Annotated in this window: 13 protein-coding genes; 7 read left to right on the top strand and 6 right to left on the bottom strand. The window is 62.0% G+C overall.

Annotation, left to right across the window (positions count from 1 at the left end; translation table 11 throughout):
• Positions 1-4: 4 nt before the first annotated feature.
• Complete coding sequence (yjdI, locus tag ABOC21_RS03940; RefSeq protein ID WP_426812529.1) at positions 5-235, bottom strand: 4Fe-4S mono-cluster protein YjdI; 231 nt, start codon at positions 233-235, stop codon at positions 5-7.
• Between the two features lie 259 nt (positions 236-494).
• Between yjdI and ABOC21_RS03935 the strand changes: the two genes are divergently transcribed.
• The 4 genes from ABOC21_RS03935 to ABOC21_RS03920 are packed head-to-tail and all read left to right on the top strand — an operon-like array spanning position 495 to position 5,215.
• Complete coding sequence (locus ABOC21_RS03935) at positions 495-767, top strand: YtcA family lipoprotein (protein ID WP_426812528.1); 273 nt, start codon at positions 495-497, stop codon at positions 765-767.
• A 6-nt stretch (positions 768-773) separates the two neighbouring features.
• The gene (gene mdtN / locus ABOC21_RS03930) at positions 774-1,802 is read left to right on the top strand and encodes a multidrug transporter subunit MdtN (protein WP_426812527.1); all 1,029 of its coding nucleotides are present in this window, start codon (positions 774-776) and stop codon (positions 1,800-1,802) included.
• A gap of 9 nt (positions 1,803-1,811) precedes the next feature.
• Positions 1,812-3,752, top strand: coding sequence for an FUSC family protein (locus ABOC21_RS03925; protein WP_426812526.1), 1,941 nt, complete (start codon positions 1,812-1,814; stop codon positions 3,750-3,752).
• Entirely contained in the window at positions 3,749-5,215 is a 1,467-nt protein-coding gene (locus ABOC21_RS03920) for an MdtP family multidrug efflux transporter outer membrane subunit (protein WP_426812525.1), read from the top strand. The genes ABOC21_RS03925 and ABOC21_RS03920 overlap by 4 nt, the downstream gene beginning before the upstream one ends.
• 45 nt (positions 5,216-5,260) lie before the next feature.
• Here ABOC21_RS03920 and ABOC21_RS03915 read toward each other — a convergent pair whose 3' ends face one another.
• Both ABOC21_RS03915 and ABOC21_RS03910 read right to left on the bottom strand, forming a co-directional pair.
• Positions 5,261-5,635, bottom strand: coding sequence for a response regulator transcription factor (locus ABOC21_RS03915; protein ID WP_426812524.1), 375 nt, complete (start codon positions 5,633-5,635; stop codon positions 5,261-5,263).
• The gene (locus tag ABOC21_RS03910; RefSeq protein ID WP_426812523.1) at positions 5,578-6,708 is read right to left on the bottom strand and encodes an AAA family ATPase; all 1,131 of its coding nucleotides are present in this window, start codon (positions 6,706-6,708) and stop codon (positions 5,578-5,580) included. The genes ABOC21_RS03915 and ABOC21_RS03910 overlap by 58 nt, the downstream gene beginning before the upstream one ends.
• A gap of 273 nt (positions 6,709-6,981) precedes the next feature.
• On the opposite strand from ABOC21_RS03910, the gene ABOC21_RS03905 reads away from it, so the two are divergent.
• The 3 genes from ABOC21_RS03905 to ABOC21_RS03895 all read left to right on the top strand — a co-directional run bounded on the left by ABOC21_RS03905 (position 6,982) and on the right by ABOC21_RS03895 (position 9,801).
• Positions 6,982-7,761, top strand: coding sequence for an acetoin reductase (locus ABOC21_RS03905; protein ID WP_426812522.1), 780 nt, complete (start codon positions 6,982-6,984; stop codon positions 7,759-7,761).
• A gap of 217 nt (positions 7,762-7,978) precedes the next feature.
• Positions 7,979-8,617 carry a TetR/AcrR family transcriptional regulator gene (locus ABOC21_RS03900; RefSeq protein ID WP_426812554.1) on the top strand — a complete coding sequence of 213 codons (639 nt, stop codon included), beginning with the start codon at positions 7,979-7,981 and terminating at the stop codon, positions 8,615-8,617.
• 20 nt (positions 8,618-8,637) lie between these two features.
• Complete coding sequence (locus ABOC21_RS03895; RefSeq protein WP_426812521.1) at positions 8,638-9,801, top strand: TCR/Tet family MFS transporter; 1,164 nt, start codon at positions 8,638-8,640, stop codon at positions 9,799-9,801.
• A gap of 63 nt (positions 9,802-9,864) precedes the next feature.
• Here the strand turns inward: ABOC21_RS03895 and ABOC21_RS03890 are convergent, their stop codons facing one another.
• The 3 genes from ABOC21_RS03890 to ABOC21_RS03880 all read right to left on the bottom strand — a co-directional run bounded on the left by ABOC21_RS03890 (position 9,865) and on the right by ABOC21_RS03880 (position 14,997).
• Positions 9,865-11,418, bottom strand: coding sequence for a peptide MFS transporter (locus ABOC21_RS03890; protein WP_426812520.1), 1,554 nt, complete (start codon positions 11,416-11,418; stop codon positions 9,865-9,867).
• Positions 11,419-11,867: 449 nt separating this feature from the next.
• Positions 11,868-12,914 carry a ferric ABC transporter ATP-binding protein gene (gene fbpC / locus ABOC21_RS03885; protein WP_426812519.1) on the bottom strand — a complete coding sequence of 349 codons (1,047 nt, stop codon included), beginning with the start codon at positions 12,912-12,914 and terminating at the stop codon, positions 11,868-11,870.
• A 4-nt stretch (positions 12,915-12,918) separates the two neighbouring features.
• A complete protein-coding gene (locus tag ABOC21_RS03880) occupies positions 12,919-14,997 on the bottom strand; it encodes an ABC transporter permease (RefSeq protein WP_426812518.1) in 2,079 nt (692 codons plus the stop codon).
• Positions 14,998-15,051 lie beyond the last annotated feature (54 nt).

Below are 15,051 nucleotides of genomic sequence, written 5' to 3'. Positions count from 1 at the left end.
CCACTTATTTTTGGCGATACTTCAGGGCGCCGCTCGGGCAGGTATCGATGACGCGCACGACCGTGGCGATATCCACCTCGTCCGGCGCGATCCACGGCTTACGCTTCAGATTGAAGAGCTTCGCGCTACCGCGTACGCAATTCCCCGAGTGCTGGCAGATTTGCGTATTGAAGTAGACATCGATTTTCTCTCCGCTGTAGACGCGAAACCCCGCGTCCAGTAGTTCCTTATCCATGACATTGCCCCATTATTTTTATTGTTCAGATCCTAAGCATAGTCGTGGCGCCAGGCGCTGACTACGGGCGGCGGCAGAAACCCTCCGCCTCTATTTCGCCGTCCCATCGCCATTAATGCAAAATAAATGCGTTGATATTCACCAGCTTTGTAAAACCGAGCCTCAACCGGAGGCAGAAATATAGGCCTTGAGTCTTCCTGATTGCGCGCAGGGGGATTAAACTCATTCCATAATGATATGAGCGCTCAGGAACTCTCCCTTGAATCGTATAGTGAAGCTGGCCCCTCCGGCACTATTATTAGCTGCGCCTTTAATTTCTGGCTGCTCTTTATCGCCGGCAATCCCGGTATTAGGCGCCGCATTTCCCGGCTGGTTCTTCTGTTTATTAGGCGGCGTATTTTTACTCATTCCCTGCCATATCCTGATCGTCCGCCGGGGCTGGCAGCCGCGATTTTCGCCGCTGGTCTTCAGCTACCTGGCGCTGATGTTCCTGTTCGCCACGATCCTGTGGTTCCTTTTCTTTGTTAACTAAGCCGCTATGACAAACTCCAGCCCAAGCGTATTACGGAAAAAGTGGCCCCTGCTGGCCCTCGTCCTCGCCGCGATCGTGGCGCTTATTGTGGTTATCTGGCAGCTCCAGACCTCGCCGGCCACCAACGACGCCTACGTCTACACCGACACCATTGACGTGGTGCCGGAAGTGAGCGGGCGGATCGTCGAGATGCCGATCCGCGACAATCAGCGGGTGAAAAAAGGCGATCTGCTGTTCCGCATCGATCCGCGCCCCTACCAGGCGATGCTCGACGATGCCAAAGCCCGGCTGACGACGCTGGATGCGCAAATCATGCTGACCCAGCGCACGGTTAAGGCCCAGGAGTACAACGCCCAGTCGGTGGCCGCCGCCGTAGAGCGCGCCAGGGCGCTGGTTAAGCAGACCACCTCATCCCGCACCCGCCTTGAGCCGCTGGTGCCGCAGGGCTTTGCCTCGCAGGAAGATCTCGACCAGGCGCGAACCGCGGAGAAGGCCGCCCGCGCCGAACTGCAGGCGACGCTGCTGCAGGCGAAGCAGGCCTCCGCCGCCGTCTCCGGCGTAGACGCGATGGTTGCCCAGCGGGCGGGGATTCTGGCGCAGATTGCGCTGGCGGAACTGCATCTTGAATTCACCGAAGTCCGCGCCCCCTTCAACGGCGTGGTGGTGGCGCTGAAAACCACCGTCGGCCAGTACGCCTCGGCGCTCAAGCCGGTGTTTACCTTAATGGATGACGACCGCTGGTACGTGATCGCCAACTTCCGCGAAACCGATCTTAAAAACGTCCGCCCGGGGGTTCCGGCGCGGGTCACCGTCATGACCAACCACGACAGATCCTTCGCCGGGGTAGTGGATTCCGTGGGCTCCGGGGTGCTGCCCGAGGGCGGGAGCGTGATTGAAGGCCTGCCGATTATTCAGAAGAGTATCAACTGGGTCCACGTTTCCCAGCGCTTCCCGGTGAAAATCGCCGTCAAAGATCCCGATCCTGAACTGTTCCGCATGGGCGCCTCCGCCAGCGCCGTGCTTCAGCCGCAGTAAGGGGGCGGCATGCAGAACCTGTGGTCGTTTCTGAGCCGGGAACTCCGCGATGTGTCGGGTCGGGCCAACTATACCCTGCGCCTGACGCTGAGCTGCGCGGTGCTGATCGTCCTGTTTATGACCTTGCAGATCCCCTTTCTGGCCGTCGCGCTGATCGTGGTGTTTTACGTCAGCCAGCCCAACGTGCTGATGATCAAGCTGGTGAGCGTGGTGTTTTTTATCACCGTCAGCGTGGCGCTGGGCAGCGTGCTGCTGATCATCAAATGGACCTATGATTATCCGCTGATCCGCCTGGTGGCCTCGGTATTCCTGTTTTTCGGCGCGATCTACCTGATGCGGGTGCTGGGCAAGCTGGGGATGGCCTTCTTCGTGGTGGCGCTGGTGGTTATCTACGCGCAAACCTTCCCGTCGATGACCAGCCAGAGCGAGATTCTGGTGCGCCTGCTGCTGTGGCTGTGGGTGGTTATTAATACCGCCATCGTGGTCACCCTGCTGGTTAACGCCTGTTTTCAGCAGGCGTTTCCCGGCTACCAGTTCAAGGCGCGGATCGTCGTCCTGCTGCGCCAGGTTGCGCAGCTCCTCGAGCAGCCGGGGCCGCTGAAAAACCAGCCGACGTTTAAAGAGATCGCCGGAAACTTTGCCCAGCTCAACGCGCTCTATAAGCAGGCCACCCGCTCCAGTCCGGAGATTGCCGCCGACCCGCAGGGGTGGCAATCGCTGATGGCCGCAGCGCTGCATTGCTACCACCTTGCCGCGCTGCTTCAGCCGGGGGATGACCATCCCGCGGAGCGCCAGCAGCTCTCCGCCGCGCTCTTGGCGCTGGCCGGGAACCTGCACCCCGACGCGCTGCCCGCGCAGCCGGAGATCGTCGCCCGGGATAGCGCCAACGGCGTGATCCTCCAGGAGATGACCGCCACCCTGGGCAAGCTGGCCCGCGGCGAAGCGGTTGCGCTGCCGGCCGGGGAAGAGGAAAAAGCCCCGCTGCTGCTGCCCGATGCGTGGAGCAATCCGGCCTACCTGCACTTCGCCCTCAAAACGCTGCTGGCGACCCTGCTGTGCTACGTTTTCTATACCGCCGCCGACTGGCAGGGCATTCATACTATTATGCTGAGCTGCGTGATTGTCGCCCAGCCGGGGCTAGGGGCGACCCTGCAGAAGACCTGGCTGCGCATCGGCGGCGCCCTGCTCGCCACCCTGCTGGCGCTGCTGATGATCGTCTACGTTCAGCCGCATACCGAGTCTATCGTCGGGCTGCTGGCGATGGCGCTACCTGTGATGGCGCTGTCGGCCTGGATCGCAGCCGGTTCGGAGCGTATCGCCTACGCCGGGATCCAGATTGGCTTTACCTTTTCGCTGGCCTTCCTCAACTGGTTCGGGCCGCTGGCTAATTTAACCGAACTGCGCGATCGGGTTATCGGCATCCTGCTCGGGGTGCTGGTCTCGTCGATCGTCCACCTCTACCTGTGGCCGGATAGCGAAGCCGTGCAGCTAAAATCGCGCCTGGCGCGGCTCTACCGGCAGATCGCCGGCTACCTGCGCGCCGGGGATGATGAGGTCAAGCTGGTGCCGCTGTTCCACTCCCTGAACGGCACCGAAACGCTGATGCATCGGGTGGCGGCCGAGCCGCTCAACGCCTGGGCCCACCCGCATCCGGAGGCCAAAACCTGGCCGGTCAAAGCGACCTGGCTCCAGGCCCAGGAGATCGTGCGCTTAAGCGAAGGCTACCGGCTGTACGCCGCGCCAGGAGATGATTTCCTGCAGCGCAGCGCCGCGCAGCTCCAGGCCTACGCCGAGGATATCGAACGCCAGCAGGCCGCGCCGGAGCCGCTCCGCGGGCTCCATCCGGATCGCCGCAATCCCTTTGGTCCGCCGCTGGCGACCCTACTGACGACATTACCGACGTGGTCGTCCGCACCTTCAGATCTTCCGCGACAGGCAGATAAGTCATGAGAAAAATGGACACCGCAGCACGCTATCTGCGCTACTCACCCCTCGCTTTCCTCCTGCTCGCCGGGTGCGCGCTGATTCAGGACGAGCCGGCGCAGGTCAAGATAGTCAACCCGCAGCAGGCGGAACTCGCGCAGGTGATTCATCTGGCGAACAGCGGCTGGCCGGCGGCCAGATGGTGGGAAGGCTATGACGACGCCCAGCTCAACATGCTGGTGAACCGCGCGCTGCAGAACTCCCCGACCATGCAGGCCGCCCGGCTGCGCATTTCGCAATCGCAGTCCACTGTCGAGCTGGCGCAGTCGGCACTGGGCGTGCAGGCCACCGCGGTGGCGGCGCAAAACCGCCTGCGGGTGACCAACAGGCAGTTCACCTGGCCCTACTCCTACTCTCTGCCGGTCGATAAAAACGGCCCCTGGTACACCCTGAATACGGTGGGCGTCGGCGCGACGCTGAATATCGATTTATGGGGCGCCGACCGCGCCCACGTCGCGGCGGCCATCGGCGAGAAGAACGCGCGCCAGGCGGAAACCGCCGGTATCGAGCTGGATCTCGCCAGCAGCGTGGCCCAGCTGTACTTCGCGATGCAGGCCACCTTCCAGAAAATCGAGCTGCTCAACCAGCTGGAAGAGATCGCCCGCCTGTCGGTGCAGGCGCACGAGCACCGCACCAGCCGGGGCGTGGAGGATAGCGTCGATATCGCCAACGCCCGGGCCGAGCTGCTGGCGGCGCAGCAGCAGACGATTGCCGCCAAAGGCGCCCTGACCCAGTATCGCGAAACCCTGCGCGCGCTGATCGGCGCCGGCGCCCATAGCATGCCGGAGATCCATCCGGCGCCGCTGCCGACGCTGCAGGAAACGCTGCCCGACGCGCTCTCCTTCGAGCTGCTGGCCCGCCGCCCGGATCTGCAGGCGCTGCGCGGCTACGTCAGCGCTTCGTTAAGCCAGGTCGATGCGGCGAAGGCGGCGTTTTACCCGCACTTTGATATCAAGGCCTTCTGGGGATATAACGCGCTGAGCGTCGGGGATCTGTTTAAATCGACGTTCCAGCAGATCAACCTGCTGCCCGGCCTCTATCTGCCGATCTTCGACGGCGGCCGCCTGAACGCCAACTTGCGCTCGGTGCGCACCGCCAGCAATATTCTGATTAAGCAGTACAACCAGGCCGTTCTCGACGCCGTTCGCGACGTGGCGATAAGCTCCAGCCAGCTCAACGATCTCAACCAGCAGGCGGCGCTCCAGCAGCTGAAGGTGACCGCCGCCCTCGCCACCACCCACAGCGCCAGCGCGCACTATCAGCGCGGGCTGCTCAGCTATTATGCCGCCCAGGAGGCGCGTCGCCCGGCCATTGCCGAACAGCTGATGCTGCTGGATATCCAGGCCCAGCGCCTGAGTACCGACGTTACGCTGATCAAAGCGCTGGGCGGCGACTATCGCAGCCCGCTGGCTGAAATTAGCGAGAAGTAATCCATGCGGGGCGGCGAACGCAGCCCCGCAGAAGTGCCTATGCGCTTAGTTTAATAGCCGCCACTCCCGCGCCTGATTGAGCGCCTGGATGCGGCCGCTGACCTGCAGCTTTTCGTACAGCTGCTTGAGATGCCATTTCACGGTTTCCGCCGAAATCCCCAGCTCCCGCGCCATTCCCTTATTCGAGTAGCCTTCGGCAATCAGGCGCAGAGTTTGCCGTTCCCGCTCGGTTAAGCGTACGTCCGGCGGCGCGACGCGTCCGGCGCTGGGCTGGATCCCGGCGGCGGCAAACTGCGCCAGCAGTTCCTGCAAATCGGCGCTGAACTCCGCCCCCGCCGCGCCGCGTTTAGCGATCAGCTGAATTAACGACGCCAGCGCCGGGCCGCCGTCCAGCAGGCTGCGCAGCAGCTTCTGACGCATTGCCCGCCGCAGGGCGGGAACGCCGATCGCCGCGGCCTGCTCCCGGGCATTCGCCTGCCACAGGGCCTGGGCCTGCAGCAGCCGCAGGCGCACGGCGAACAGCCACTCCCCGCAGCGCTCCTGCTCGGCCGCCAGCGTATCGAGGCGCTGCGCAGCCGGTTGAGCACCGACGTTTGCAGGAGAAACTCGAGCGCCTCGGCGGGCAAAGGAGCAAAAATGACTTCATCAAGATAGCGGGCGATCGAGCGCGAGCCGGCGCTCAGCCCGCCCGCTGCCGGATGGGAGTGCGCGCGGCCGCTGGATAAGGTGGCCATTTTCATCCCCGCGACCCAGCCCTCCGTCAGGGCCAGCAGCCGGGGGATCTCCTGCTGGCCGTATCCCGGCGCCAGCGCGGCGGAAAAATAGGCGCTGGCTTCGCTGACGTTAAAGCGCAGCTCGCTATCGTCCACCTCCACCAGCTGATCCTGCATTTGCAGCCGGCCGAGCGCCAGCGTCGGCTGGCAGCGGCTGCCGATAATCAGGTGCAGGGCGGGCGGGGCGTGGTTCAGCAGCCAGCTTAGCCCCGCGTGGATCGCCGGGTGGGAGATGTTCTGGTAGTCGTCAATGATGAGATACAGCGGGTGCGGGCAGCGCTGGAGCTGGTTAACCAGCTCCGCCAGAAACAGCGGGAAATCGGCCGCCAGGCCGTCATCCGCCGACTGGAGAAAGACCGGGCTCCACCCTTGCCACAGGGGCGCCAGCGCCGCCTGAAGATAGCGCATAAACAGCGGCGGCGGGCCGTCGTCTTCATCAATGCTCAGCCAGGCGAGGGCATCCCCCTGCCGCTGGCGATGGTGGTACCACTGGGCCAGCAGGGTCGTTTTGCCGAACCCGGCCGGGGCGCACACCAGCGTCAGCGCGCTGCCTGCTGCGGCATCCAGACGCCGCAGCAGGCGCTCGCGCAGCTGCAGCGAGCCGGGTGAGCGAGGCGGCGTAAAGCGGGTGGCGATAAGCGGCAGCTTACGCGTAAAAGCCAAAGGTTGTTCGGGAACAAACTCGCTCAGAGGGTCATCCGTTGCGGGCAAAAATTCCATCGTGCCGTTACCTTTTCAGCCAGTCCATGCCCCGAGTGTACCCAAGGAGAGGCGGTTGAACCAAGCCATCGCTGCGATATCCGAGCGCGCTCCAGCTTTTCATCACTGCGCCCCATTCCCCCCCGGCTGGGGGGTAGGCCACGCCTATCCGCCGCTATAGAGTAGGGTCATTCTCTGCCGCTGATGCTCCCCTGGTCCGCTGCGCCCTTCCCGCACCGGGCCCGCTACGCATCGGGCAGCCGTCGTTTATTAATCAGCTCAAGGTGAGTAGAAATGGCTATCGAAAATAAAGTGGCGTTGGTCACCGGCGCAGGTCAGGGCATTGGCCGCGGGATTGCTTTACGTCTGGCGAAAGATGGCGCATCGCTGATGCTCGTCGACGTTAACCCGGAAGGAATTGCCGCCGTCGCCGCTGAGGTTGAGGCCCTGGGCCGCAAGGCGGCCACCTTCGTCGCCAATATCGCCGACCGCGATCGGGTTTACGCCGCGATTGACGAAGCGGAAAAGCAGCTGGGCGGCTTCGATATTATCGTTAACAACGCCGGGATTGCTCAGGTGCAGGCGCTGGCCGACGTGACCCCGGAAGAGGTCGATCGCATCATGCGCATCAACGTCCAGGGCACGCTGTGGGGCATTCAGGCCGCGGCGAAAAAATTTATCGACCGCCAGCAGAAGGGTAAAATCATCAACGCCTGCTCCATTGCCGGGCACGATGGCTTCGCCCTGCTGGGGATCTACTCCGCCACCAAATTTGCCGTCCGCGCGCTGACCCAGGCGGCGGCCAAAGAGTATGCCAGCCGCGGCATCACGGTAAACGCCTACTGTCCGGGAATTGTCGGTACCGGCATGTGGACCGAAATCGATAAACGTTTCTCCGAGATCACCGGCGCGCCGGTGGGGGAAACCTACAAGAAATACGTGGAAGGCATCGCACTGGGCCGCGCCGAAACTCCGGACGACGTGGCCAGCCTGGTCTCTTATCTCGCCGGCCCGGACTCTGACTACGTTACCGGTCAGGCGATCCTGATCGATGGCGGTATCGTCTACCGCTAAATCCTGACGCCGGGCCGCGCTCACCGCGCGGTTCGGCCCCTGGCCTCTCCTTCAGTCCACACGCCTTCTGTCGCTTAATTTCTCGCTTCACCTCACCCGCGCGCACGCCGGCTATCCATCATCGTACTGGACTTAATTTTATATCGATCATAATATTTTACCCGACATAAAATTATCCTGTCGACATCGACACCAGCCCGACGGAGCGAATACGTGAATACCCACCAGCAGGCGCAGGGTCTGCGCGAGCAAAAAAAGCGCCTTACGCGCCAGCAGTCTCTCCAATACCGCCACCGAACTGTTTATTCAGCACGGTTTTGATAACGTCACCATTGCCGATATTGCCGCCGCGGCCGGCGTCTCGAAAATGACCGTGTTCAACTATTTCCCGCGTAAAGAGGAGCTCTACTTCGATCGCATCGACGAAATCCACCAGCTGCTGCAGCAGGCCTTCGATCGGCATCCCGAACGGACGCCGGTCGCGGTGCTGGAAACGCTGGTCCAGGAGCTGATGAGCCAGCAGCATCCGCTGGTGAGAATGGATCGCCGGGTGGCGGCATTCTGGCAGGGCGTTGAGGCCAGCCCGTCGCTGCAGGCCTACGCCCTTGAGCAGTTTGCCCTCCTGACCCGGGCGCTGGGCGCAATGCTCGCGTCGCACCTTCAGCGGCCCGATAAGGACCCGCTGGCGCAGCTGATCGCCAGCATCGTGCTCAACGGCTGGCGCATTGCCTTTAGCGACGCGCTGCGCCTGCAGCAGGACCCGCCCGCCGACGCCGTTCGCGAGCATTTCCTCACGCTTCTCGAACGTAGTTTTCATGCCGCCCGCGCCGCCGCGCAGGATACGCCCTATGCGTAGCTCCCCGCGGTGAGCCGACCATGAACCGAACCCTGAGCGTTATTTTTATCACGATCTGGCTCGACGCCGTCGGTATCGGGCTGATTTTCCCACTGCTGCCGCAGTTGCTTAAAGAGGTGCTCCACACCGCCGATATCGCCCCCTACATCGGCGTTCTGGCGGCGCTGTACGCCCTGATGCAGTTTATTTTCGCTCCCCTGCTCGGCGCGCTAAGCGATAATTTCGGCCGCCGCCCGATACTGCTGATTTCACTGGCCGGAGCGGCGCTCAACTATCTGCTGATGGCCTTTTCCAGCCACCTTTGGCCGCTGCTGCTCGGGCGGGCAATCGCCGGCCTCACCAGCGCCAACCTTTCGGTGGCGATGGCGTGGCTAACGGACGTAACGCCGGCAGAAAAGCGCGCCGGCCGCTTCGGGCTGTTCAACGCTACCTTCGGCGCGGGATTTATCATCGGCCCGGTGCTCGGCGATTACGCCCTGCGCCTGCCGTTCCTCGTCGCCGCGGCGCTGAACGGAGCGAACTTCCTGCTGGCGCTGCTGGCCCTGAAGGAGTCGCGTCGGCCGGCGAAGCACAAAATGGCGATCGCCGAACTCAATCCCCTGCGGCCCATGCGCTGGCTATTCTCGGCCAAAGGGCTGCCCAGCATCGCGCTGGTGTTCTTCTTCTTAAGCGCCACCGGGGAGGTCTACGGCGCCTGCTGGACGCTGTGGGGACAGGATATGTTTCACTGGAACGGGCTGTGGGTCGGCCTGTCGCTGGGCGCGTTCGGCGTGTGCCAGATGCTGGCGCAGGCGTTTTTGCCCGGCCCGGCAACCCGCAGGCTCGGCGAGCGCGGAGCTATTCTCTGCGGCATCGCCTGCGCCGGAGTAGCGCTGATTATCCTGGCGCTGGCCCGCCAGGGCTGGATCGTCTTTGCGGTGATGCCGCTGATCGCCCTCGGCGGGATCGGTACGCCCGCGCTGCAGGCGCTGGCCACCCGCCAGGTCAACGCCGATCGGCAGGGGCAGCTGCAGGGGGTGCTGGCCTCCACCGTCAGCCTGGCGTCGATCGTCGCGCCGCTGGCCTTTTCGTCGCTCTATTTCGCTCTCAAGACGCGGTGGCCCGGGGCGATCTGGCTGTCGGTGGTGGTGCTGTACGCCGTTGCCGTGCCGCTCATTTACCGCTGCACGCGCCGGAAGCCGTAGCTCGCAGACGAAAAAAAACCGGCGCATCAGGCGCCGGTTTGCCGGATATCGTTTCTTTTACCGTCAGGCGTTAGTCGCCGGTTTCTGAGCGGTTTTAGTCTGGGTATTTTCCAGCATCCGGCGTACCGGAACGATCAGCACGCAGAGTACGGCGGCGCAGATCAGCAGCGCGATCGAGCAGCGGGCGAAGAGATCAGGCAGCATATCCAACTGGTCGGCCTTGACGTGGCCGCCAATCAGGCCGGCGGCCAGGTTACCCAGCGCGCTGGCGCAGAACCACAGCCCCATCATCTGGCCGCGCATTCTTTCCGGCGCCAGCAGGGTCATGGTCGCCAGACCAATCGGGCTCAGGCACAGTTCGCCCAGGGTCAGCATCAGAATGCTGCCGACCAGCCACAGCGGCGACACGCCCGCCCCGCCGCTGCTCAGCACGTTCTCAGCGGCCAGCATCATCAGGCCGAAGCCGCCGGCGGCGCAGAGAATGCCGATAACAAACTTGGTGATGCTGCTCAGGCGGACGTTTTTACGCGCCATCGCCGGCCATGCCCAGCTGAATACCGGCGCCAGCAGAATGATAAACAGGGCGTTAATCGACTGGAACCATACCGCCGGAATTTCGAAGCTGCCGATGGTGCGGTTGGTGTAGTCGTTGGCGAACAGGTTAAACGACGTCGGCTTCTGCTCGAAGGCCGACCAGAAGAAGGCGGCGGAGACCAGCAGGATAAAGCACACCAGCAGGCGAGCGCGCTCTTTGCGGTTCAGGCCGGCGAAGGCGAACAGATAGATAAAGTACAGGGCGACCGACGCCGCAATGACGTACACCAGAGTGCTGGCGACCGCCACGGGGTTAATCACGATAACGCCCTGAGCAATCAGGACAATCACCGCCGCAACCCCGACCGCCAGCGCCAACAGCCAGGCGCCGACACCGTTTTTCTTCGCCACCGGACTGTTCCAGGTGGAGTCGAGGCCGACTTCGCTGTCGTAGCGCTTCATGGCCGGAACGGCGAACAGGCGGAAGATAACCAGCGCCACCAGCATCCCGATACCCCCGATGCCAAAGCCCCAGTGCCAGCCGTGGGATTTGATCAGCCAGCCGGAGATCAGCGGGGCAATGAACGAGCCCATATTGATGCCCATATAGAACAGCGAGAATCCGCCGTCGCGGCGCGCGTCGCCCTTCTTATACAGCGTGCCGACCATCACCGAGATACAGGTCTTAAACAGGCCGGAACCGAGCACGATAAACATCAGCCCGATGAAGAACAGGGTGTCGCCCATCCACGCAGAGAGGGCAATCGACAGATGGCCGAGCGCAATCAGAATCGAGCCGTACCACACCGCCTTCTGCTGCCCCAGCCAGTTATCCGCCAGCCAGCCGCCCGGCAGCGCCGCGAGATACATACTGCCGGCGAAGATACCGACGATCGCCGACGCGTTTTCGCGCGCCAGCCCCATTCCGCCGTCATAGACGGTGGCGGCCATAAACAGGATTAATAGCGGGCGAATGCCGTAAAAAGAGAATCGCTCCCACATTTCGGTAAAAAACAGCGACCCTAGCGGATAGGGGTGACCAAAGAAGGTCCGAGTTTCGTTTTTATTAACAGAGGAATGCATAACTTCTCCCAATAAGGTGCGCCGAAGCGCCTGTAAATCGCGGAAAGCGCGTTGACCATTTTTTCATTTGGCCAATCATTTACTTAAAACTTAATATTATTTAACCATTTGATAACCGGATGGTGGTTTTGTCTAGCCCCTTACCCGGACTTTTTAGATGAAAAGTCGACAAACGTCTGCTTTTATAGATTTTAAGTTGGTTGAGCCGTGAATGCTGTTGACATTGCCATCGCGGGGATTTTTATTATTTTCTTGTTTATAAACATAATGTTAATGAATATCTATTCTGCAAAGATGGATCGCCAGCGGCGGCGGGATTGCGTGATTAAAACCGGGATAAATGTAGGGTTGGCAGGGTCTACGGCGGGAAAGGTTGATAAACAGGGCTCTTGATTTTGCGTTGCCGGCGAACGCCGGCGGCCCCCTGCCGCGAAGCAGGGGGCGGACTCCTATGCGACATCCTGTAACAAAAATATCCCGTAGGGGTGAATCTGCAGGAAGTAGCTCTCCCCGACGTCGGGCTGCAGGCGGGTGGCGTTGATTTGCAGCAAAATTTGCTGGCCGTGCCACTCGACGATCGCCTCATACTGCGGCCCCATATAGGCCACGTGGCGGATGACGCAGCGCTGGCTCTCAAGCCCCTGCTGGCTGAGGGTAATCGCCTCCGGGCGAACGCCGACGGTACCGCTTCCGCTGGCGATAAAGTGCGGCGGGCGCGGCAGGCGATAGCCGTGGATCTCCACGCTTTCGGCGCTGAAGCTGGCCGGGAACAGGTTTGCATCGCCCATAAAGCTGGCCATAAAGCGCGAAGCGGGCTGACGGTACAGCTCCTGCGGCGAGCCAATCTGCATGATGCTGCCTTTGTTCATCACCAGCACCGTATCGGAGACCGCAAAGGCCTCGCTCTGATCGTGGGTGACGTACAGCGAGGTAATATTGAACTGCTTTTGCAGTTCGCGGATCTTATCCCGCATGCTGCGGCGCAGGTTGGCGTCAAGGTTGCTCAGCGGCTCATCAAACAGCAGCACCTTCGGCTTGAGGATCAGCGCCCGGGCCAGCGCCACGCGCTGCTGCTGGCCGCCGGAGATCTGATCGACAAAGCGATCCTCGTAGCCCTCCAGATCGACCATCGCCAGCGCCTCCTTCACCCGCGCTTTTGTCTCGCTGCGCGATACGCCGAGCATCTTCAGGCCGTAGCCGACGTTCTCCCCCAGCGACATATGGGGAAACAGCGCGTAAGACTGGAACACCATGCAGATATCGCGCTGCTGGATGGAGCGGTGGGTGACGTCTTCGCCATCGATAAAAATCTGCCCGCTGGTGGGCTTTTCCAGCCCGGCCACCAGCCGCAGCACCGTGGTTTTCCCGCAGCCGGACGGCCCGAGCAGCGTCACCATCTGCCCCTGCGGAATGGCAAGGTTAATGGTTTCGATAACGGTGTTATCACCAAAGCGCTTGCCGACGTTGCGCAGTTCAACGAAATGTTTTTGAGTCATAGAATTACGCCTGATTTTTGGCTTTTGAGCGGGAGATTCGCGCCTCGCCGATCAGCCAGTCAAAGAGGAAAATAATCGCCAGCATCACGACGATCAGAATGGAGCCGTAGGCGATCGCCACGCCATATTCGCCGTCCTCGACCCGGTTCAGAATATAGGCCGTTGCCACCCGGGTATCCGGCGTGACGAGGAACACGATCGCGCTGACGGTGGTAATGGCGCGCACAAAGCTGTAGATCAGCGCCGACAAAATGGCCGGGCGCAGCAGCGGCAGCAGGATATGGGTAATGGTGCGTAAGCTCCCGGCGCGCAGGCTGAGCGAAGCCTCATCCAGCGATTTATCGATCTGGCCCAGGCCGGCAATGCCCGCCCGAATGCCGACCGGCACGTTGCGCATCACCATCGACATAATCACAATCGCCGCCGTGCCGGTGAGATAAACCGGCGCGCTGTTGAAGGCCAGAATGTACGACACCCCCGCCACGGTGCCGGGAACCGCGAAGCACAGCATGGTGGTGAACTCGATGGTCTTTTTGCCCCTGAACTGCTGGCGCACCACCACCCAGGCGATCAGCAGGCCGAAGGCGGCGGTGATCGGCGCCGCAATTCCGGCGTACAGCAGGGTATCCAGCAGCGAAGGCCACGCGCCGTCGCTCATCCCCTGGCCAAAGAGCTTAATAAAGTTATCCAGCGTCAGGGTGTAGTCCACGCCCCAGTTGACGGTGAAGCTGCCGTAGAAAATGCTGCCGTAGAGCAGGGCGTTAAACGCAATCCAGATCGCCAGCAGGGCCACCACGCCGCGCACCAGCATCGCCGGCAGCGGCTGCACGTCGCCGCGGTAGGACTTGCCGGAAACGGTGACGTAGGAGCGCTTGCCGATCCACATATACTGCACGCAGAACACCAGCAGCGAGAACAGCAGCAGGAACGCGCCGAGGGTGCTGGCGGCCTGATAATCCAGCTGCGAGCCGGTAATGTAGAAGTAGATCTGCGTCGCCAGAACGTCGAAGTTGCCGCCCAGCACCAGCGGATTGCTGAAGTCGGCCAGCGACTGCACGATAACGATCAGGAAAGCGTTCGCCAGCGCCGGTTTGAGCAGCGGGACGAATACGCCGTTAAAGGTTTGCCAGCGGCTGGCGCGCAGGGTATACGACGCCTCCTCCAGCGAGGGATGGATAGTCTTGATGGCGCCGTCGAGGATCATAAACGCCATCGGGGTAAAGGCCAGCACCTGCGCCAGCCAGATGCCGGAAAAACCGTACAGCCAGTTGGTGTTGGTCAAACCGAACCAGGTCACCATAAATTCGGTCACGTAGCCGGAACGCCCCATCATCAGCGTGACGCCAAGCCCCACCACGAACGGCGGGGTAACGATCGGCAGAATCGAGAAGATGCGCCCGATGATGGCGCTGCGCTTCGCGATGCGGGTGGTGTAAATCGCCAGCACCAGGCCGAAGAAGGTGCAGCCGATCCCGACGGCAATCGACAGCAGGATCGAGTTGATAATGACCTGCACGATATGCGCCTGGGAGAGGACGCTGACAAACGCCAGCGGCGCGAACTCCCCGGCCGCGTTGGTGAACATCGGGATAAAAATGGCGATGCTCGGCCAGACGATAAAAATGCCGATCAGCGCGATGATGGTAATCAGCGAGCCAATCACAAAGCGATCGCCGCCCAGCCACTCGAGGCGCGTCAGCGCCAGGGTCACGATCGCGCCCAGCACCACGAACAGCACGATGGCGGCGTAGCCCAAACCCCGGCCCTCTACGCTGGCGCTGATGACGATAAAGGCCATGCACAGCAGCGCCCAGCCGGCGTCAAAGTAGTGGCGGGCCCGCTGCTCGCGGCGCGCTTCGCTCAGCGGGCGAACCAGCAGCAGGCTCGGCAGCAGATACCATAGCCAGCTAACGTTGACCTGCGACCAGCCGTAGGCGGCGAGGATCTCGTCGCGCGTCGACTCCAGCAGGCCGTAATCCAGGCTCCAGCCCGGCAGCAGGGCAAACGCCAGCCAGCCGAGTAAAACCCACAGGAATACCGCATCCCGTTTTTTCGCGGGATGAAGAGCTAATGTGTGTGACATAAGTTTTCCGGGTGTTGTTGGCCCGACGGGGACGCCGGGCGATAACCACTTGTC

The organism is Klebsiella sp. WOUb02 (genome assembly GCF_050058015.1).
Classification (GTDB): Bacteria; Pseudomonadota; Gammaproteobacteria; order Enterobacterales; family Enterobacteriaceae; genus Klebsiella.
The sequence above is the reverse complement of the archived record's forward strand: the minus strand, read 5'-3'. Positions and strand labels throughout refer to the sequence as shown.